A 20747-nucleotide genomic window follows, 5' to 3' on the forward strand; every position below is an offset into this window, starting at 1 on the left:
ATCAATAATTAGTAATTAGTAATCAGTAATCAATCAATCCAATTCCCGTCTACCTTCTAAAGCCCTAGCGAGGGTAACTTCATCAGCATATTCTAAATCCCCGCCCATGGGCAAGCCAAAAGCAATTCTAGTCACTTTAGTGAAAGGTCTAACTAAACCATTGATATACAGCGTCGTGGTTTCCCCTTCAACACTAGGGCTAATCGCCAAAATCACCTCTTTAATTTGCTCTTTAGTTAAGCGACGTACTAAAGCTTCAATATTAAGCTGTTCAGGGCCAATCCCGTCCATGGGAGAAATTACGCCACCCAAGACATGATATAAACCACGATATTCTCGGGTTTTTTCCAAGGCAATAGTGTCACGAGAGTCAGCGACGACACAAATGGTAGTGCGATCGCGATTTTGATTACTACAAATTGCACAAATCGGTTCAGCAGAAAGATGAAAACAAACCTTGCATAAGCCAACCTGCTGTTTAGCAGTAACTAGAGCCTGAGCTAATGCTCGAACTTCTTTTTCAGGACGTTTGATGAGGTGTAAAGCCAGTCTTTGGGCGGTTTTCGGCCCGACTCCTGGTAAAAGCTGTAGCTGCTCAATTAAACGAGCTAAAGGAGGCGTATAAATGGCGAACTCCGATAATTATCTTGATGTCTAAGAAAATGTATTATATCAAATTAGTACTTACTACCGACAAGAGTTACTTAACTAATGTTACGCACCTGCTAATTTACTCTATAGTTTTTGCGTGGGGGTTTGGGGAGATACGGAGATCTCCCTATCTCCCCATCAATTTCAATCAACAAATTAAATACCTGACAGCTTATAGGATATGCTATGAGCTAAAGCTTTTCTCCTATAACTTGACCCAATTTCTGTGAAAATACTGCAAATAGGTTTAGAATGGTTTCCCGAAAGAGCAGGTGGACTGAACCGCTACTACTATGATTGTTGTAATTATTTGCCCCAAGAGGATATTCAACTTGATAGTTTACTTACTGGTTCAAGCAAGATTAATCAGGATTTACCCAGCCGAGTAATAGCTGTTGCTCCCTCTAAGAGTTTACTTTTACAACGCTGGCGGGCAATGAGAAAAAATTATCGTCAGCTAGTAGCACAAGAAAAGTACGATCTGATAGTTTCTCATTTTGCTCTATATACATTTGCTCTTCTAGATCTGATCGGCGATCGCCCTCTTGTTACTCATTTTCATGGCCCTTGGGCATTAGAAAGTGATGTCGAAATTAAACGCCCCATCTCAATTTGGGTTAAAAAACAAATCGAAATAACTGTTTATCGCCGATCATCTCAATTTATCGTCCTGTCTCAAACTTTCCGCGATATTTTACATCAAGAATATCAAGTCCCTCTAGCAAAAATCCACATTATTCCTGGGGGAGTTGACATCGATCGCTTTAACATTGATTTATCCCCCACAGAATCGCGTTGCCAACTCAATTGGCCTCAAGATAGACCAATTATTTTTTGTATTCGTCGTCTAGCTAAACGGATGGGAATAGAGAATTTAATTACAGCAATGGCACAGGTACGCGATCGCTATCCCGATATTCTGCTTTATATTGCGGGGAAAGGTGCATTAGCTACTACTCTACAAACTCAAATTGAAGCATTAGAATTAACCAATCATGTCAAACTGCTAGGATTTATGCCCGATCGACAGCTCCCACTATGTTATCGTGCTGCTAACTTCTCTATTGTCCCTACTATTGCCCTAGAAGGCTTTGGTTTGATCGTAGTGGAATCTTTAGCTGCTGGTACTCCAGTATTAGGAACTCCCATTGGCGGTATTCCCGAAATCTTAAATCCCTTTTGCGCCGATTTAGTTTTGGCGGGGTGCAATCCAGATGAACTTGCTAGAGGAATGATCGAAACTTTATCAGGTAAGCGCATTTTACCGAGTAATCAAGCATGTCTAGATTACGTTCAAACCAACTATAATTGGCAGGCGATCGCGCAGAAAATTAAACTTGTCTATCAAAGTGCCTAAAGAAATCTAGTAAACAAGCTATACAAATGCTATGGCTTGAGCAAAGCTTTTTAACATCGTGTTTAAGGTAAAGTTAGATTTAGCACTACTGTAACCTTGTTGAGCAATGGTTTGAGTCAAATGTCGATCCTCAATCAATTTTTGAATTAATTGACGTAAAGCGATCGCATCTTGAGGTGGAAATAAGTAGCCATTGATGCCGTCTTCAATCAACTCTAAAGCTCCTCCAGCAGCAGTGGCAATTACGGGTTTTTGAGCTAACTGTCCTTCCACAATGACCCGCCCAAAAGGTTCTGGCTCGGTAGAAGTATGAACTATAATATCGCAAGCTTTCATTAACGTCGGAATATCATCACGAAATCCTAACCAATGAACTCTACCTGTTAATTTGGGCGTGGCAGTTAAGGTTTTTAGTTGGAAGACATATTCTCCTTCGCCAAATAAGGCTTCTCCTACCAAAATCACCTGGACTTGAGGCAATTCTTTAACTGCCTCCAGCAGAATATGTTGCCCTTTCCAGTACGAAAGACGACTAAATAAACCAATCAAAGGTGCATTCCCAATCCCTAAGCCGTCACGTACTTTTTCCCTCTCCTCAATCCCGACGCGATCAAATTGTTGAGACTCAAATCCGTTATAGACTACATTTAATAATTCTTTTTTCCCTCCCGCAGCCACAAAAGCCTGACCCGTAGCTTGAGAATTAACCAAAACTTTGGTGGCAAACCGATTGGCTAAAAACACTACAATCTGACGATTTATCTGGCTAAAATGCTTGGCCGTTAAAATATCATGTAGATACCATAAAACTGCTGGGCTTCCTCTTAAAGTTGCTAAGACCGAGGTGATAAAGGCTTTTTGGGAATTAGCTAAAACCAGCTCGTAATCCTTGGCTTCTTTAGCGATCGCTCCTGCCATGTTCCAAAGTTCGGGGATTGCGGTTAAAGAACTCCATCCTCCATTCGTACGTAAGTTGAGCATCTCTGCCGAAGCTTGAGCAACACTCACCTTGACCCCTGCCTTTTCCAACCGTTCACGCAATACTCCGTCACTAAACAACAAAACTTTGCTTCCTTGAGCATAGGCGCTTGACAAGTCCAAAAGACTCAGTTCTGCTCCTCCCATGACTGCTGTATGATCGACAAAAAGAATCTTACGCTGCTTTGTCATTAATTTAGGCAAATTAAATACTAATGATGATTTTTAACCTTGAAGAGCTTGCTTGACTAATTTTTTTCGTACATATGTTCTCATAATAGGCATTAGAGAATAGGTAGAATTATTATTAATTACCAGCGTTCTTTTAACTAAAGAATCAATACTCTGGGCAAATTTAAGTTTATATTGAGATTTTTCCACACAATAAGTTAACTCTTCCAGCGAAACAGGATAACAAGAAATTGCTAGCCAGTAAATAATCTCTTTTTGCAAATCAGATAGATAAAATAATTCTTGCTCCAGCAAGTTACTGATTTCATCAATGAGAATTATATCTTGCCAAACCTGTTCAATATCTTTTTCGATAAAATATTTAAATTCATCTAAGTGATTTTTAATAATATTAAGTATTTGCGGGTTATTTTGGACACTTTTTGCTAAAAACGATAGCTGTTCTGCTTCAAGTAAAATACTACTATGGGAATTAATTATTGCTTCAGTAGTTTGAAAATTAAATCCTTGCAAGTCGAGCATTTTAACTTGATTTTCACTATAATATTCCAGCATTTTTGGCTTGATACGGCTGGTAGTAATTAATAAACTTTGATGGTCGATAGATATGAGCGATCGCAAAAATCGACCGTATTCTTCAAAATTTTTTTTGTAACAGCTATTTGTTTCATTAGTATCAAAAATACAATGTAAATCATCTAAAACTAATAAAACTTTTTTTTGTTTTAAACAACTAATAAACTCAGACATTAAAAAGCTTAATTCTAAAGATTTTAAATTTATCTGAGCTTCGCTTGTCTGCATTATGACTTTTAAGTAACTATGAATAAGTGTGGTTAAAGTCGGAGTTTGTAGCAAGGAAAACCAAATAACATAATCAAATTTATCTTTATTTCGTTTGGCTAACTCAGTTACTAAAGTAGTTTTTCCACTCCCCACCATACCTGAAATGACAATGCAGCGGGTATCAGGATCTTGAGTCCATAATTCCAGCGTATTTAATTCTTTCGTTCTACCTTCAAAAAGTTTTATATCAGGTGCAGTTGTCCAGTGATAATTTTGTTGATTTCCTAGACTATTAAAGGAAGAGTGATCGTGAGGTTCTTCTAACTGTAAAGTATTTTCTTCAATTAATTGAGCTATTCTTTGTCTCATAAAGGGAACAAAATTACTTTTGCTAATTTGCTTATCAAAAGTACGAGAAAGAATCTGCCACAAATTACAGCCTACACCCTTAATATATTCTGAGTCATAATTATGTTGATAAGCGATCTCTGCATATGTTTTACCATTCCAAACTCCTCGCAGCACCATTTCTTGAGTAGGATTAAGATAGGAAGGACTAATTGACTGATCGACTAAGCATAAAACTGTTTCAAAATCATGTAAATTTGTCATTGCTATTACCGTTTAATTAAACTCAACCAGAATTTCCTGAGGAGTATCGCGCTTTTATACATTCGCGATTTTGATCTTTAGTTAATAGTTAATAGTTAGTAATTTTGGACAGATGTTCTTGAAGATAATTTTGGAGGTTTCTCGCCTATTTTTGCTTTAATACATCAAAATTCAGCATGAAGCTGATGGATTTTAGTATATTAAATAGTTAAATTTATTGTTGTATCATAAACTACAATATAACTTCTCTGCCGATGGTCAACTCGTTGCCGTTATGAGTATGATATATTAATTAAGATTCGTAAATTTGTATAATTTGTCAACTTAACGTTGTTTGGTAATTAAGAGATCAAAACTATGACTACAGAAGGATGTTTAAGAGTAGGGCAAAAAGCCCCCGAATTTATGGCTACGGCTGTTTTTGATCAAGAATTTAAAAATGTTAAGCTATCTGACTATCGTGGTCAGTATGTAGTCTTATTTTTCTATCCTTTAGACTTCACCTTTGTTTGTCCGACGGAAATTATTGCATTTAGCGATCGCTATGCAGATTTTAAATCTCTCAATACTGAAATTCTAGGCGCGTCTGTAGACAGTGAATTTTCTCACCTAGCTTGGATCCAGACTGACCGCAAAGCAGGCGGAATTGGTGATATTGACTATCCTTTAATCTCCGATCTCAAAAAAGAAATTAGCACTGCCTATAATGTTCTCGATCCTGAAGCAGGAGTAGCACTACGGGGACTGTTTATTATCGATAAAGAAGGTATTATTCAACATGCAACGATCAATAACCTTTCATTTGGTCGTAGTGTAGAGGAGACTTTGCGTACATTAAAAGCGATCCAGCATGTACAGAATAATCCTGATGAGGTTTGTCCTGCGGGATGGCAAGAAGGAGATCAAACCATGAATCCCGATCCGATCAAATCTAAAGTTTACTTTTCTTCGGTTGGTTAACAATCAATCAGACGATTCAATAGCTTTTAGCCATTAGCTCTTAGCTTTTAGCTAATTGCTGTTTGATAAATCTTTTTTCAATGAAAAAGGGGCAGTTGCCCCTTTTTTTTTTGATTATTTTTTATTTGTGGTTAATGCGAATTATTTTATTGAGCTTTAGCTTTTTGAGTCAAACAATGGTGAGTTCTCAGGGTAGCAGCAGCAGCATAGTCTCTTGCTGCGGGAGAATCAGGGTTGAATGAATCTCCTACTTCTTGATACGGTGAGGCAACACCACAGTAGGCTGACATAGCGGAAATCGTGGCTGCACCCCAGTGATTGGCGGTATCAGCAAATTTAACAGGTTCTTGATTGCTGGCTAACTCTGGGTTTTTACCTTGTAGAGTATTGGCGTACTTAGCAAGATTTTGTAAGACAACGACTAATTCTGCTCTAGTGACAGGATTGGCTGGTTTAAATGAGCCATCGGGATAACCCTTGACAATATTATTCTCTTTTGCCCATTGAATTTTATTAGCACTCCAGCGAGTAGAATCCACGTCAGGATAAGGTTGAGTCGGCACTACAGGAGCTTTTAGATCCAAACCATCAATAGTTTCCAACGCACCATAAGCCATTGAAACCAGTTGTTCTCTAGTTAAAGATTCGGTAGGACGAAAAGTTTGATCTTTAAAGCCAGCAATAAACCCAAGCGCAACAGCATCCTCAATCTCTTTTTTGTAGATATCCTGGGCAATGTCACTAAACTTAGAATCACCGCCAGCAGGACTAGGTGAGCCTTCTGGAGCATCTCCCGCAGCAGCGATCGCCGTTGAATTGCCACTTAAAAAGTAATGACCTAATGTTTTGCCTTGATAAGCTTTTTTGGTAAACTTCCAGCCAGGATTAAGATCGATTTTGACATATTCTCCTGGTGCTGGTTTGCCATTGGTTTGACCGACAACTAGATCGGCACCTTCTTGAGTGTTGGTCGCAATTAGCTGAAGATTGTCGCCTTTAGCAATCACATCCAGCCGATAATCTAAACTAGTATCTTGACCGTCAAGACGTACTGAATAACCATTGCCATCTGTCGAACGATTACAGCTACCAGTAAAATCGAACTTAGTCCAGAGGGGATCGATAATGGTAGGGTTGTCACCTTTTTCGGCGTAACACTGTTGCTTACCAGGAATCTGCTCGATTACGTTTAAATTGTAGCCAATTGCACCAGCAGGAACAGCGATCGCCGCAACATTACTTTCAGCTACGGGTGCTTCAGTAAACTGAGCCACGGCTGGTAACAGTGGTGTGGTTAAGATGAGCGTTCCTGTAAAAAATGCCGCTAATTTCAACTTGGTTGATAATTTCATAGTATCTTTTGTGTGCTTGTCGTATCGATATGATTAAAGCTCAAAATTATGGTTTCGTCCTTATTAATTACGACTTATTTGATATTGAAGCAGACAAAACCTAAAAATGAGGGTAATAAAACTGGTTTCTAATGGGTAATGGGCATTGCTGACAAGTTAAGCTTAAATACCTTGTGTCAAGAGGGAAAGGGAGATAAATTAAGAGGTGATTTGATTATCCCCAAGTCTCGATCGACTACTACAAATAGTGTTTTATAAATTTGTAAACAATAAATATGAAATTGAACTCAATAAAAAACAACTAGGCTCCCCTAAAGGATTCCCCCCAGTCACGAAGCTTATCCTTTAGGACAAGGGTATATCCGAAGGTGTATCCTTTAGGACAATGTGCTTTAGCATGTTATACCCTTGTGGTACTAACTTCTTGTCGCACCGCATAGTTTGGTGGAAAAGGGGAAAAAGAAAACCAAATGTGTAATTAATTTTAGCTAGGTACTTATTTTTGAGAACCGAATTTAGTATTAATACTATTCCGTTAACGATTATTTAAGAATTGAGGTTTTAGGAATATTGAGGCAATAATTATCTCCCTATTTCCTATTTCCTATTTCCTACTCCCTATTCCAAGATCGACTTCACCGTAGATCCAATGCTATCTTTAGCATCTTTAATGATGGTTTTAATAGGCTGTTGTTGCTGTAAAAAGACGCGGGCGCAGTTGCGGCCTGGCATCCCTGAAATAGAGCCGCCTGGATGAGTTCCTGCTCCAGTTAAATATAGTCCGTCTATAGGTGTGGTGTAGTTGGCTATTTCGGGCAAAGGACGGAAAAAAACCATTTGATCGAGGGTCATATCCATATGATAGTAATTGCCTTTGTATGCTCCCAGACGTTCTCCCAATTCGGCAGGGCTTTCTACCCGACGGGCAATCATGGCGTCTTTCACATTAGGCGCATAGTCGGCAAGTTTATTAATTACCCGATCTGCAACCTGGTTTTTAAGTTCATCTGTCCAACCAGTACCTTTTAGACCTGTTCCCTCTAGCCCGTGAATTTGGTATGGTGCAAAGAATTCAATCCACAAAATATGTTTGCCTTCTGGAGCGAGAGAAGGATCGAGTACGGTAGGTACATCGAGGTACATTGAAGGATTTTCATCGGGTATTTTACCCATTGAAGGTAAAGAGTGAGATTCTTCGACATGGTGTACCGAGTCAGCGATTAAAATTGAACCAATATTAAACTCTTCTCGGTGGTCGTAGCGTTCAAAACGCGGTGCTTCAGATAGAGCGCAGTCTATTTTGAGGATAGTTTCGTTGTTGTTAACAATGCGTCGATCTAGTCTTTCTCTTAAATTAGGAGCGGCTGCATTACTCGCTTCAACGGGAATCAGGTTTAAAAATAAGCGACGAGCATCAATATTAGAAATAACCGCAGTTTTAGCGCGATATTCTTCACCGTTTGCGGTTCTTACTCCTTCTGCCTTGCCTTCATTGCTAATTAAGACTGTTTCCACATCGCGATCGCATAATACTACTCCACCCTTTTCGGTGACGAGATTGAGTAATGCCTTAGTTAAGGCTCCTGTGCCACCACGAGGTCTTGCCATACCTGGATTGTGACGCATTGACATCATCATTGAACCAATGCTAATAGTTTTTTGGGAAGGAGGCGCGCCAAATTCTGAGGCTAACCTAGCCAATGGTGCTTTGAGAAACTCCGAATCAAACCAATACTGCAAAGTATCTTCGGGAGATGTCAGCATCGTACGAATCAAATCCAAGGTTTTATCTACACCGCCTAAAGTAGAAAACAATTCTTGAATATTTTTTAAGCCGTAGTTACCAGCAATATCGAGTAAAGACTTAGGTGGAGCATTAAAAATAGGTGTAATACCTTTTGTCAGACGTTGCCAAAAATCAATAAATTCGCCATATTTTTCCGCATCTCTTTGATTAAAGCGAGCAATTTCAGCACAGGTTTTTTCAACAGATTTATGAGCTAAAAAATATTTACCATCGGGATGAGGACAAAAGGTTACGGGATCGCAGTAGAGATATTCCAAACCGTATTTGTTTAACTCTAGTTCTTCAACTACAGGCCCTAAATGAATAAACTCATGGTCGATCGCACACAAGTTAAATTTAAATCCTGGGGCTTCTTCTGGCATCGCTTCTTCGGTAGTTGCCCCACCACCAGGTATAGACCGCTTTTCTAGTAATGCCACACTATAACCTGCTTTGAGAAGATAAGCAGCACAAACCAATCCATTGTGACCTGCACCGATAATTACTACGTCGTACGTCGGCATAACTTTAATATTTAATTAAATAATTGCTTTATAAATATTAAAAATATTTTGTCCCTAGCTCGATCTGTCTAGGGAAAGAGATTACACCAACGCTTTGCTGATCTCAGTTAATAAAATTGCGATCGCCTGAGAAGCATCAATTTCTGCCAGCAGCTTAATCTTACAGCGAATTTCAGTTGGATAAAACCCATTACCCATTACCCCGATAAATTAATGTGTCTGCTCAATTGAAAACTGCTGTAAAACTCTGTCCTTCGGTTGAAGCAAAATTATTCAGATTATCTAAAGATATTTTTATAGCTATTACGGTATTCATCAGTTTCGTAAAACTGTAATAGGTTTCTAACCTTGACAAAATTATCATGGAAAATGTCGCTCGCACCAATATTGATAACTTACTTACCAGTCAAGCAATCATCAATAGTCCCTTAGTAATTAAAAATTTACAGCAGCATTCGTTAAAAGAAGTTTTAGCTGACTATAGTAACCGCCAGCAGCTTACTGAAACTAGTTTAATCGATCGCGCTACCGAGGCTATAGGTTTAACACCTAATATTCAGGTAGAAAAAACTGTGACGATTGAGCGTCCCGCATCGGAACTATATAGCTACTGGCGTAACTTGACTAATTTGCCCAATTTTATGGGACATTTAAAGTCAGTCACCAACAAAAATGAAGCAGGTACAGTATCCCATTGGGTAGCCAATGCACCTTTAGATCTGAGTGTGGAATGGGATGCCGAAATTATCAAAGATGAACCCGATCATTTAATTGCCTGGAACGCTTTAGACAACGCAGATATCGCTAACTGTGGTTTTGTGCGGTTTCAACCAGCTACGGGAGATCGTGGTACTCAAGTAAAGGTGGTTTTAGAATATCAGCCCCCAGGTGGCGCGTTAACTAATGCGATCGTCAAATTATTTGGTGAATCACCCCAACAACAAATTGGGGATGAATTAAATCGCTTTAAACAGCTGATGGAAACTGGCGAAATTGCCACCACCAAAGGACAGCCAAAAGGTTCTTAAGCAAAAAAAATAATTGGCATGACGATATTTAGCAGCAACGCCCAATATTTAACACTTATAACTTTTGGGTGATGAATAAACAAGAGATGCGTCAAAGAATATAAGTGTCGTTGATCAATAAAAAACAATGAATCAGTACAAACGTTCAGTAGGTTTATTTTATAGTCGTGATGAAGCAGAAGCAGCTTTACGCGCTCTCAAAGACGACGGTTTTGATATGAACCGAGTTAATGTTATTGCCAAGGATGCAGATCAGGTAACTCAATCGGCAGGTATGGATACAGCCGAGGATGAAGGTAACAAGGCCCCCGAAGGTGCTGGTGCTGGTGCGACCTCTGGTGCGGTATTAGGTGGTATTACTGGTCTATTAGTCGGCTTAGGTACTCTGGCAATTCCTGGTGTAGGGCCAATTATTGTAGCGGGAGAAGCAGCGACTGCGATCGCCACTACTTTAGCTGGTGCTGGTATCGGTGCAGCAGCGGGTGGTATTATTGGCGGTTTAATCGGTTTGGGTATTCCTGAAGATGAAGCGAAAATCTATAGCGATCGCGTTGGTCGTGGTAGTTATTTAGTCATGGTCAATGGTACTAGCGCTGACATCAGCCGTGCTGAAAGCATTTTACACAATCATGGTATTGAAAATTACGGCGTATACGATGCCCATGATATTAATGATGACTCGTATCATAGAACCTCTGGGATTAATCGAGTAGATACTGGTGCATCTGTAAACACAATGGGAGATACAGATCTAGATCGTTCTGGAGTAATCGAACCTAACACTACAGATAAAGTAATGGGTACTCGTACTGACGCGATCGATCCCACGATTCGTACAAGCGATCGCACAACCACAGGGAATAATGCTGATGTAATTGTGGTCGAACCACGAGACAACAAAAAAATAAATTAGTCAGTTATCCTGCACTTCGCGTCAATACATTTCTAGTTGGTTGCGTTAGCCGAATTAATAAACGCCAACTAGAAACCTCAAAACAAATGTAGCAGCGCGTCTAGGCTAAAGTACTGGGTTTATTTAAGTAGGGTGGGGTGTGCCTCGCTCTACTAGAAACCTCAAAATAAATCTAGCAGCAGTTCAACTTGAGAAAGCAAAAACCATAATGAACTTTGAGAATTGCTGCTTTCAAAATCCTCAGCGTTTCGATTTGAAAAATTAGCCTGGCTCTCGCTCAATCAAATAAATTTCCATTACAGAGAAAAAAATAGCTACAAAATTTCTCCGTGATTAATTAGCTACTAACTATCCACAAACTATCAATTAAAGAATAATGAAAGCTGTATGTTGGCATGGCGCAAAAGATATTAGAGTTGAAACTGTACCAGATCCTAAAATTCTTAATCCCCGCGATGCCATTATCAAGGTAACCTCTACTGCTATTTGTGGCTCAGATCTGCATCTATACGAAGGCAATATTCCGAGTATGGAGTCTGGGGATATTATGGGACACGAATTTATGGGAGAAATTGTCGAAACAGGCAGAGAAGTCAAGAATCTTAAACAAGGCGATCGCGTTGTCGTTCCTTTTACTATTGCCTGTGGTGGCTGTTTCTTCTGTAACAAGGATTTATGGTCGCTGTGTGATAACTCTAATCCTAACGCTTGGATGGCAGAGAAACTATACGGTCATTCGCCTTCAGGTATTTATGGCTATTCTCATTTACTGGGAGGCTATGCAGGGGGACAGGCTGAATATGTGCGTATTCCTTTTGCCGATGTTGGCCCCTTAAAAGTACCTGATGGCTTGGAGGACGATAAAGTTTTATTCTTAACTGATATCTTTCCGACTGGCTATATGGCAGCTGAAAATGCTGATATCGAACCAGGAGATACTGTTGCTGTTTGGGGTTGTGGCCCTGTAGGTCAGTTTGCCATAAAAAGTGCCTATATGCTGGGTGCAGCCAGGGTAATTGCCATCGATCGCTTTGCCGAACGGTTACAAATGGCGAAAGAACAGGGCAATGCAGAGATTATCAACTACGAAGAAATCGATCCAGGAGAAGCCCTCAAAGAAATGACAGGAGGCAGAGGCCCAGATCGCTGTATTGATGCTGTGGGGATGGAAGCTCACGGTACAGATGCAATGGCAGCCTACGATAAAGTCAAGCAGGGAGTCAAGCTAGAAACAGGTAGACCTACGGCTTTAAGACAAGCTATAGTTGCTTGTCGCAAGGGTGGTACGGTTTCTATTCCTGGAGTTTATGGTGGTTTTGTGGATAAAGTACCGCTAGGGGCAGTTGTCAATAAAGCTTTGACTTTGCGATCGGGACAAACTCATGTGCATAAATATTTGCAACCTTTACTCGAACGTATTCAGCGGGGGGAAATCGATCCTTCTTATGTTATTTCTCATCACCTGAGTATTGACGATGCACCCAAAGGCTACAAAATGTTTCGCAACAAAGAAGACAATTGTACCAAAGTAGTTCTCAAACCTTAGATAAATATTGTTCACAGTAATTTTGGGGAATATATCTCAAAAGACTGAGACGAGATCTAACTCTTAGACGACACATTTATTTAAGCGATTTGCGAAGCTAGAAATAAGAGCAAACAAATTTAAAAATTAACCAAAACAATCAAAGGAGGATTGAAATGGGAATCAAGGATATGTTTGATGGAATGCAACGCGATCTCAAACGCAGAGTAGATGGCGATCGCTATCGTGACGATGACTATGAATCACGCCGTTACCGCGATGACGACGACGATGAAAGACGTAGCTACCGTGAGCGCGACGACGACTATGAGCCACGTCGTTACCGTGATGACGACGATAATGAGCGACGTAGCTACCGTGAGCGCGACGACGACTATGAACCACGCCGTTACCGTGATGATGACGATAATGAGCGACGTAGCTACCGCGATGATGATGACGATGAACCACGCCGCTACCGTGATGACGATGATGAACGACGCAGCTACCGCGATCGCGACGACGATGATGACGATTAAAAGCTAACTGAGTTTACAGTTTGAAGCTTAATTGACTGATAAGAAGGACAGCAGAGATTTGATAGGGTGGGTCAATACTTCTCGGATAAGCCTTTAAGAAGATTAATTGTGTTTGAGGTAGTAGGTAGTAGGTTAGGTAGTAGATTATTTTTCTTTAATTTTTTAGGTAATTGCCACAAAAAGTAGATATTAATTACCTACTACCCATTACCTGCTAGCTACTACCTGAATAAAAACCCATCAATAACAAAGCCTAAACGAGAAGTATTGCTCCCCAACCTACACATTTCAAAGCTCATCTATCTAGCTAGTTTTGTTCTATAACTACCTTTTTAGTTTGATCAGAGCAGCATGACAGAAACGTTCTTCTGATCGAACTTGGGAGGATAGGAGTCTGGACAACCACTATTTCCTACCCAAGCTAAGACACATAGATCTCCAGCAAATTATATGTTTTATCACAAAAAAAGGCTACAGTATTTTACCAAACCAGAAAGATCCGATCCGATCCTGGCTAAAAAAATGCAGGAACTAATTGGTGGCCCTTATGGCGAAATGACTGTAATGATGCAGTATTTCTTCCAAGGCTGGAACTGTCGTGGCCCTTCTAAATACAAAGATATGATGCTTGATATTGCTACCGAAGAAATCGGGCATATTGAGATGCTGGCAACCACCATGGCTTATTTACTTGACAATGCTCCTCTTGAGCAAAAAGAATCAGCCGTAAAAGATCCTATTATGCAGGGTATTATGGGTGGCATGAAAGCTGAAGACATCATCATGTCCAGCATGAATCCACAGCACGCTACGGTTAGTGGTGGCGGTGCATTACCTGCTGATAGTACAGGATATCCTTGGAATGGCCGCTATGTATCTGCTTCAGGTAATTTGATGGCTGATTTTTATTCCAATGTGCAGGCAGAAGCCCAAGGACGCTTACAAGCAGTCAGAATCTATGAAATGGCAACAGATCCTGGGGTCAAAGATACTCTAGCTTATATGATTGCCCGCGATACTATGCACCAGAATCAGTGGCTAGCAGCGATTGAAGAATTGAAAGCTGATGGTTTAGAAGATTTACCTATTCCTAGTTCTTTCCCTCAATCACAAGAGAAACAGTACACTTCTTATCAATTCTGGAACTTGTCTGAAGGTACAGAAAGTAAAGAAGGTCGTTGGGCAAAAGGGCCAAGCCCCGATGGAAAAGGTGAGTTTGAATATCTCGAAAATCCTGAAGGCGAGTCAGAAATGCCCGATCCTCCAGCACCCGATCCTCGACTACATAGTACAGGGAAACAGTAGTAGAGCTTTTAGCTTTTGGCTTCTTGCTTAAAAATTAATTGTTCAAGCGACTAATGGATCTAAACAACAAGTCGCTGAGCAATTTAATCAACATCAAACAAACAAACAAACAATCAATCAACACAATCGAGGTAATAAAATTATGCAACGCAACTCTGCTTTAGCTATAGGCATCATTTTTCTTCTCTTAGGCATAGCTGGATTTATTCCTAACTTTATCAGCTTACCTAGCTCCACTTTCGATTCAGGTATTCCTTTGGATGCTGACGGTATTTACGCTAAAGGATTTGGATTTCTATTTGGCGCATTTCCTACCAACTTCATCCATAACTTAGTTCATGTATCAGTTGGACTATTAGGTATTGTGGCAGCTAGCACTGGAAATGCACGCCTTTATAATAGAGCTTTTGGAGTGAGCTATATTTTAATCGCTGTCATGGGCTTATTACCATTAACTCAAACTACTTTTGGTATTATGCCTATTTTTGGCAACAATGTCTGGTTAAATGCTTTGTCAGGTGTAATCGCCACCTACTATGGCTTCTTGGGTACAAACCCAGAAGTTAAAACAGACCGAATCAATGCTTCGTAGTAATTATCTTTGGTAATTGGTAACTTTGATAAATAACTGTTTACTAATTACCAAAGACTATTTTATAGTTTGGGCGATCGCCTGAACTGGTTTTTAAATCTTTGGATAGAAGCACTAACATAACCTTAACCGCGACAATTTAATAGGTCGTCAAATTTGTTTTAAGTAATGAGTTTTTAACCTACTACCTACTACTTAATCTCAACCCATCAATTCAAACTTGACGATCTACTAACTAAATTACCATTATTAAACAAGGAGAAGGGACATTACTACCCAACTATTCTCTAAAGTAGCACCAAGTCAAAACTTATCTTTAGAGGCGATCGCTAAAGAAACTAAGAAGATTGCCGATTTTGCAGCAGCGAATGCGGATGCACTAGATAAACAAGGCGTTTTCCCAGTCGAAGAATTCCAACGAATAGCAGCAGCAGGTTTATTAACTGCGCCTTTAAGCCAGCGTTTGGGTGGCTTGGGGTTGGGCTTTGAAACAGGACAGACTGAGGAGTTGCTGATGCTGCTTCAAGAAATAGGACGTGGCAATTTAGTTGTCGGACGTATTTATGAAGGTCATGTTAATGCTCTGCAATTGATCCAAACCTTTGGTACATCAGAGCAAATAAAAGTTTATGCTAACGATGCTAGACAAGATAAGATATTTGGCGTATGGAATGCCGAAGCCCAAGACGGCGTAAAGATTATTCCTCTAGATAACGGTAAATATCGACTAGAAGGGAGCAAAACTTTTTGTACTGGCTGTGGTTATGTCGAACGCCCTTTTGTTAACGGCAAGTTACCTGATGGCAGTTGGCAAATGTGCATTGTACCGATGGATGAGGTTGCCACAGTATTCGATTCTGATTGGTGGCAACCAGCGGGAATGCGAGCAACAGTAAGCTACAAGGTTGATTTTACGGGCGTAGAAGTAGAACAGAAATCATTACTTGCTCAACCAGGAGACTATTTTCGTCAGCCTTGGTTAAGTGGTGGCGTAATTCGCTTTGCTGCGGTACAGCTTGGCGGTGCGTCAGCCTTATTTGATGCTACTCGTCAATATTTACAGAAGCTAGATCGCTGTGGACATCCCCAGCAGCAAGAACGTTTAGGTAAAATGGCGATCGCGATTGAAAGCGGTAATCTCTGGCTCAAAGGTGCAGCGCAGTTGGTCGATAATTACGCCCCCGTGTTTGGTGGTTATCCAGATGACGATCGGGAACAAGCTGCCAAGCTAGTCGCTTATAGCAACATGGTACGAACAGCGATCGAGCAAATTTGTATTGATACGATTCAGTTAAGTCAACGTTCAATTGGTACTTTGGGCTTACTACCACCCGAACCAATGGAACGCATAATTAGAGATTTGAGTTTATATCTGCGTCAACCTGCTTTTGATGCTGCCTTAACAGATGTCGGTAAATATGTTCTTACAGAAACGGTGAATGCTAGTGAAATTTGGTCATGGTAGGGGCGAACGCCCTAAAGGATTAGCTAGCGCGTCGCCGTTCGCCCCTACAGATAATCGATCGCTTTTTAATACCCCAGAGTCTCTACCTATTTTGAATATTAAAACTCTGGTTAATCGATCTAGCGCTCGATCTGATAAATCTATTTTAATTGTTGCTCCCCATCCCGATGATGAAACCCTTGGCTGTGGGGGCGCGATCGCTTTATTGCGTCAGTTAAATCTCCCAGTATCAGTAGCAGTGGTAAGTGATGGGACAAAATCTCATCCTAACTCTTTAACCTATCCACCTCTAGCCCTCAAGCAATTACGAGAACAAGAAAGTTTAGCTGCTTTAGCTCTTTTAGGAGTTGCACCTGAAGCGGTTATTTTTTTAGAAATACCTGATGGTGAGGTACAGATAGCGAGGGAATCAGCAAAAGCGATCGCACTTATCTCTCAATATTTAAATGAACTAGAACCGTCAATAATTTTTCTACCTTGGCGCAAAGATCCACACCCAGATCATCGTGCCAGTTGGCAATTGTTCACCGCAGCTACTAAGAATTTAATTAATCCTCCCCGTATCATTGAATATCCAATTTGGGATTGGGATACTGAGCAAAGGGGTGATTTTGCTGACTCCATTAATGCTTGGCGATTAGATATTACTAAAGTACTGGAATTAAAACAACAGGCGATCGCTCAATATCGTTCGCAAATTAGCGATTTAATTAAAGACGATCCTCAAGGTTTTCGCCTTACACCCCAAATGCTACAAAACTTTACCCAACCTTGGGAAATATATTTAGAAGTTAAATCATGAACCAGCCAAAAGATTCGCTTCAACCAAGCTATTTTGAAAATCTGTATCAAGCAAATCCCGATCCTTGGGATTTTGAAACTAGTGACTATGAAGCGCAAAAATATCAGACAACTATTAAGGCTTTACCCAAATCTCGTTACCGCAATGCTTTAGAAGTAGGTGGTTCGATTGGCGTACTGACAGCTTTACTGGCTCAACGCTGTGACTCTTTACTTTCAATCGATGTTTCCCAATTAGCTCAACAAAAAGCGATCGCTCGTTGTCAAGATTTGCCCCAGGTACGCTTTAAAATTGCTCAAGTGCCACAAGATTATCCTGATGAGATGTTCGATCTCACTCTGCTGTCTGAGGTTGGCTATTATTTGAGTTGGGACGATCTTAAAAAAACTCAACAGTTAATTATCGAACACCTTGATGTAGGGGGACATCTTTTGCTAGTTCACTGGACACTATTTGCGAAAGACTACCCCCTTTCAGGTGATGAAGTTCACGATTCTTTTTTACAGCTAGCCGAGTTAAAACATTTAACAGGATTGCGGCAGGAGCGATATCGGCTCGATCTGTTTGAGCGCATCTAGACTTGCATCAGGGCAATTTAAATTTTGGTTAATTAAAGTCTGTAAATCGGCGATCGCTTGAGAAAGTATTACTCTTGGGGCAGACACATGATACATAGCTGCATTTTCCTGCTGATATTGGTTAATTTGCTCGATAACTAAACCAAAAGTAGGCGATCGCAAAATAATTTCTGCTAATAAATCTCGTTCTATGCCCAGGTTTAGAGCGATAAGCGCCATTTTCATTTTGTGTAAATTATCCCCTCTTGTTTGTCTTTGCCACAGGTGACGTAGCTGACGACGCAGACGAAAACGAGCTTCAATCGTCGAAGCAGATTCAACTAATGGACACTGTTGTTGCTTACTAATAATCTTTAACTCAGACAATCGATCTGCTAACCCAGCTTTTGCTCTACCTAACGCTCTAGCACTAGTAACTACGCGCACTGCTGGACTATGGCGAAAACGAGCATCAACAAGCATTAGGGCATTATACAAAGCTACGTCTTCCGAAGAAGGTAAAGGTGGCAAACCGCCAACCCGATTGTACATCTGAGCTGTAACCGCAAAACTTGCGCCATAATGATGATGATGTCGGGTGAGCGATTCAAAATCGGGATCGATCGCAGCTTCTAATTGTGCAGTTAAATAGCCATAACGGATAAAGCGTAAAAAATATAGTCTGGTGCTTTTGTCTAGTTTATTTCTTTCTCTATTATTAGTGATAATGCGACCGCCTACAGCATCAGCTCCAGCTTCAATTTCGGCTAAAGTTGCAGCAATCCAGGTAGAAGCAACTCTTGTATCACCATCGGTTGAGGCAATTACGCCCAAATCGCGTCCTATCAACTGGAATCGCCTACAAGCTTCATCCATCAACAGTTTGCGTACCCAACCAACGTGAGCGCGATCGCTATCTATCGTTTTTTCCACCAGATGAAGTATTAGATCTGGGTGAGTTCGCGCAAAACGCCTCACTATTTCGCCAGAATCATCGGTACAGTTATTAGCTAAAACAATAATTTCATAGCAGTTTTTGTTTAATGGCTTCCCTGTTAAGTCGACTTGATTTGTCAGAGCGAGTAAAGTCGCTTCAATATTTTGCGCTTCATTACGCACAGGAATAATTACACAAACTTTACAGCTAATCAAAGGTAATCGAGCAACCAACGGTTGTAAATAAAGATAATGATTTGTCTGCTCTATTTTTACCGCAGGTCGATTTACCAAATTAATTTGCAACATTAAATTGTTTAGATATTTAGATATGTAGTGTTATCTTTATCTTTGCCAATTCAAATATCGATCTGTTCATCACAAAGATGGAATTTAAAATTTAAATTAGTAGAAAAATACTCTATAAATTAGTAGATGTTAATTGTGCTAGTTGTGTCTATCAAAAGATGTTTATTTAGAGAAGAGTTTTGATACTTGTCTGTTTAATTGATAAATGGTAAATAATTGCCAAAAATAAAATTAAGCTTAAATAAACTGTAATCTTAGTAATTCTTTAGAATAATTGGCAACCAAATGTGGAGAAATAAAGTAGCATTGTAATCAATCAAAAAATTTCTTATTAAACTATTTTAAGCGTGTCTCAAGCCAGAATTTTTAATCTTACTAATCTAAGGTTTTTTAGTGCTGTTCTATTAGCTACTACTGCTTATAGCTTAAATCCGACTACGATCGAAGTAGAATTTGCTTCAGACACATTTACCGAGCAATTATTAGTATCAAAGAATACATCAACTGAGCGAGATTTAAAACACAGTCAAAATAGTCAGAAAAATTTAGTAGTAGCATCTTTTTTGAAGCAGCAGGGTGAAGCTAATCTGCTTTTGGCAGACAATACAGATTTAGCAGCTACTAGATCGGATGTGAAAGAATCCCCATCAAGACTAATTAGACTCATCTCGCTGTCTTTTTTCTTCTTGTTTTTTGTTCCCTTGGGTATTTTTTATCCTCTATTTTTGTTTTACAAAATGCTGTTGACCAAGCCTGATGAGCCTAATGATCTTTTAAATAGCGATTTAAATAGCGATCGCCAAGCGGGATTCGCTGAACCTGTAGACTCAATCGATTCAGTCTTGCAAGCAGAACAAGATGTCAATCAAGCAACGGTATCGAAGCTCCAAATTGCCTTTTCTCCCCCTGCTAGGCAGTTAAGAGCAGAATTAAGTCGAGTTACTTCCATAACTGATTTGCACCAGTTTGATTTAGTTGATTTGATGCATCAGACTGTAGAGGTGCTAATTGAACAGGGACATTGGACTCATGCAAGTTATGGTTCAACAACTCTTCCTCTAACAAAAGTGAGATCAGAATTTAATTTTATTTCTGTCCAAGAAAGAACTAAGTTCACCAGTAAAATGCCAAGTTTGGTCAACCACAATCGCAACATTGGTAATAGTGATGGCAATCAAGAAAGTTATAGTTATGTAGTAGTTACTCTGATTCTCTGTACATCTCACACTACACCTCTATTTAAAAAAATTAACACTAAAGAACAGTTAGTTAATGAACTAACGCAACTAGGCAAGATGGAAAGGGATTCAGTGATTAAATTTGAATTATTATGGAATCCTCAACAGGAAGGCGTGTATCTTAGTAACGATCAGCTATTAACTGAATATGCAGACATGACCAGATTATTGTAATCTGGTATCAATCTAACAACTGTAATTTTAAACGGGCGTTGCTGAATCGATGTATACCACAAGGGTACAATGTGATTCGACTATTTTCGCTATGCAAGCAAATCAGCTAAAAAGCTAAGAGCTAATAGCTAGGAGCTAATAGCTAAGTACAGATTACTCTTCGGTT

The 20747-nt window shown here is 39.8% G+C and carries 18 protein-coding genes; 11 read left to right on the forward strand and 7 right to left on the reverse strand.

What is annotated here, in order from left to right:
• Positions 1-33 precede the first annotated feature (33 nt).
• Positions 34-627 (reverse strand): recombination mediator RecR, encoded by a 594-nt coding sequence (gene recR, locus KME09_24685; protein ID MBW4537136.1) that lies wholly within the window; start codon positions 625-627, stop codon positions 34-36.
• Between the two features lie 250 nt (positions 628-877).
• Between recR and KME09_24690 the strand changes: the two genes are divergently transcribed.
• Positions 878-2008 (forward strand): glycosyltransferase family 4 protein, encoded by a 1131-nt coding sequence (locus tag KME09_24690; GenBank protein ID MBW4537137.1) that lies wholly within the window; start codon positions 878-880, stop codon positions 2006-2008.
• 18 nt (positions 2009-2026) lie between these two features.
• Here KME09_24690 and KME09_24695 read toward each other — a convergent pair whose 3' ends face one another.
• Positions 2027-3178: a glycosyltransferase gene (locus KME09_24695; GenBank protein MBW4537138.1), complete on the reverse strand. Its 1152-nt coding sequence runs from the start codon at positions 3176-3178 to the stop codon at positions 2027-2029.
• A gap of 33 nt (positions 3179-3211) precedes the next feature.
• The gene (locus KME09_24700; protein ID MBW4537139.1) at positions 3212-4576 is read right to left on the reverse strand and encodes an NACHT domain-containing protein; all 1365 of its coding nucleotides are present in this window, start codon (positions 4574-4576) and stop codon (positions 3212-3214) included.
• 357 nt (positions 4577-4933) lie between these two features.
• Between KME09_24700 and KME09_24705 the strand changes: the two genes are divergently transcribed.
• Positions 4934-5536, forward strand: coding sequence for a peroxiredoxin (locus tag KME09_24705; GenBank protein ID MBW4537140.1), 603 nt, complete (start codon positions 4934-4936; stop codon positions 5534-5536).
• A 146-nt stretch (positions 5537-5682) separates the two neighbouring features.
• Here the strand turns inward: KME09_24705 and KME09_24710 are convergent, their stop codons facing one another.
• Positions 5683-6888, reverse strand: coding sequence for a DUF3747 domain-containing protein (locus KME09_24710; protein ID MBW4537141.1), 1206 nt, complete (start codon positions 6886-6888; stop codon positions 5683-5685).
• Between the two features lie 618 nt (positions 6889-7506).
• Positions 7507-9198, reverse strand: coding sequence for an NAD(P)/FAD-dependent oxidoreductase (locus KME09_24715; protein MBW4537142.1), 1692 nt, complete (start codon positions 9196-9198; stop codon positions 7507-7509).
• A gap of 362 nt (positions 9199-9560) precedes the next feature.
• On the opposite strand from KME09_24715, the gene KME09_24720 reads away from it, so the two are divergent.
• The 3 genes from KME09_24720 (at position 9561) to KME09_24730 (ending at position 12685) form a co-directional block, all read left to right on the forward strand.
• Entirely contained in the window at positions 9561-10226 is a 666-nt protein-coding gene (locus KME09_24720) for an SRPBCC family protein (GenBank protein ID MBW4537143.1), read from the forward strand.
• Positions 10227-10353: 127 nt separating this feature from the next.
• A complete protein-coding gene (locus KME09_24725) occupies positions 10354-11139 on the forward strand; it encodes a signal transduction histidine kinase (STHK), LytS (protein MBW4537144.1) in 786 nt (261 codons plus the stop codon).
• A 376-nt stretch (positions 11140-11515) separates the two neighbouring features.
• Complete coding sequence (locus KME09_24730) at positions 11516-12685, forward strand: glutathione-dependent formaldehyde dehydrogenase (GenBank protein MBW4537145.1); 1170 nt, start codon at positions 11516-11518, stop codon at positions 12683-12685.
• A gap of 195 nt (positions 12686-12880) precedes the next feature.
• Here the strand turns inward: KME09_24730 and KME09_24735 are convergent, their stop codons facing one another.
• Entirely contained in the window at positions 12881-13135 is a 255-nt protein-coding gene (locus KME09_24735; GenBank protein MBW4537146.1) for a hypothetical protein, read from the reverse strand.
• Between the two features lie 518 nt (positions 13136-13653).
• Between KME09_24735 and KME09_24740 the strand changes: the two genes are divergently transcribed.
• The 5 genes from KME09_24740 (at position 13654) to KME09_24760 (ending at position 17945) form a co-directional block, all read left to right on the forward strand.
• On the forward strand, positions 13654-14508 hold the full coding sequence (locus KME09_24740) for a manganese catalase family protein (GenBank protein MBW4537147.1): 855 nt from the start codon (positions 13654-13656) through the stop codon (positions 14506-14508).
• Between the two features lie 142 nt (positions 14509-14650).
• Positions 14651-15100, forward strand: coding sequence for a DUF4383 domain-containing protein (locus tag KME09_24745; GenBank protein MBW4537148.1), 450 nt, complete (start codon positions 14651-14653; stop codon positions 15098-15100).
• A gap of 514 nt (positions 15101-15614) precedes the next feature.
• Positions 15615-16565, forward strand: coding sequence for a hypothetical protein (locus KME09_24750; GenBank protein ID MBW4537149.1), 951 nt, complete (start codon positions 15615-15617; stop codon positions 16563-16565).
• The gene (locus KME09_24755) at positions 16540-17367 is read left to right on the forward strand and encodes a PIG-L family deacetylase (protein MBW4537150.1); all 828 of its coding nucleotides are present in this window, start codon (positions 16540-16542) and stop codon (positions 17365-17367) included. The genes KME09_24750 and KME09_24755 overlap by 26 nt, the downstream gene beginning before the upstream one ends.
• Positions 17364-17945 (forward strand): nodulation S family protein, encoded by a 582-nt coding sequence (locus KME09_24760; protein MBW4537151.1) that lies wholly within the window; start codon positions 17364-17366, stop codon positions 17943-17945. The genes KME09_24755 and KME09_24760 overlap by 4 nt, the downstream gene beginning before the upstream one ends.
• On the opposite strand, the gene KME09_24765 is transcribed toward KME09_24760, so the two are convergent.
• Complete coding sequence (locus KME09_24765; protein ID MBW4537152.1) at positions 17892-19169, reverse strand: glycosyltransferase; 1278 nt, start codon at positions 19167-19169, stop codon at positions 17892-17894. The two genes, KME09_24760 and KME09_24765, sit on opposite strands and share 54 nt — an antisense overlap.
• A gap of 347 nt (positions 19170-19516) precedes the next feature.
• Between KME09_24765 and KME09_24770 the strand changes: the two genes are divergently transcribed.
• Positions 19517-20581, forward strand: coding sequence for a DUF1517 domain-containing protein (locus KME09_24770; GenBank protein ID MBW4537153.1), 1065 nt, complete (start codon positions 19517-19519; stop codon positions 20579-20581).
• Positions 20582-20747 lie beyond the last annotated feature (166 nt).

The sequence above is a fragment of the Pleurocapsa minor HA4230-MV1 genome, from assembly GCA_019359095.1.
GTDB classification, from domain to species: domain Bacteria; phylum Cyanobacteriota; class Cyanobacteriia; order Cyanobacteriales; family Xenococcaceae; genus Waterburya; species Waterburya minor.

Bases quoted from the DNA above. Each gene is read 5' to 3' on its own strand.
- KME09_24715 (MBW4537142.1), bottom strand. From the start codon at position 9,198: ATGCCGACGTACGACGTAGTAATTATCGGTGCAGGTCACAATGGATTG.
- KME09_24700 (MBW4537139.1), bottom strand. From the start codon at position 4,576: ATGACAAATTTACATGATTTTGAAACAGTTTTATGCTTAGTCGATCAG.
- KME09_24745 (MBW4537148.1), top strand. From the start codon at position 14,651: ATGCAACGCAACTCTGCTTTAGCTATAGGCATCATTTTTCTTCTCTTA.
- KME09_24695 (MBW4537138.1), bottom strand. From the start codon at position 3,178: ATGACAAAGCAGCGTAAGATTCTTTTTGTCGATCATACAGCAGTCATG.
- KME09_24725 (MBW4537144.1), top strand. From the start codon at position 10,354: ATGAATCAGTACAAACGTTCAGTAGGTTTATTTTATAGTCGTGATGAA.
- KME09_24705 (MBW4537140.1), top strand. From the start codon at position 4,934: ATGACTACAGAAGGATGTTTAAGAGTAGGGCAAAAAGCCCCCGAATTT.
- KME09_24760 (MBW4537151.1), top strand. From the start codon at position 17,364: ATGAACCAGCCAAAAGATTCGCTTCAACCAAGCTATTTTGAAAATCTG.
- KME09_24710 (MBW4537141.1), bottom strand. From the start codon at position 6,888: ATGAAATTATCAACCAAGTTGAAATTAGCGGCATTTTTTACAGGAACG.
- KME09_24755 (MBW4537150.1), top strand. From the start codon at position 16,540: ATGCTAGTGAAATTTGGTCATGGTAGGGGCGAACGCCCTAAAGGATTA.
- KME09_24720 (MBW4537143.1), top strand. From the start codon at position 9,561: ATGGAAAATGTCGCTCGCACCAATATTGATAACTTACTTACCAGTCAA.
- KME09_24740 (MBW4537147.1), top strand. From the start codon at position 13,654: ATGTTTTATCACAAAAAAAGGCTACAGTATTTTACCAAACCAGAAAGA.
- KME09_24730 (MBW4537145.1), top strand. From the start codon at position 11,516: ATGAAAGCTGTATGTTGGCATGGCGCAAAAGATATTAGAGTTGAAACT.
- KME09_24765 (MBW4537152.1), bottom strand. From the start codon at position 19,169: ATGTTGCAAATTAATTTGGTAAATCGACCTGCGGTAAAAATAGAGCAG.
- KME09_24750 (MBW4537149.1), top strand. From the start codon at position 15,615: ATGCTGCTTCAAGAAATAGGACGTGGCAATTTAGTTGTCGGACGTATT.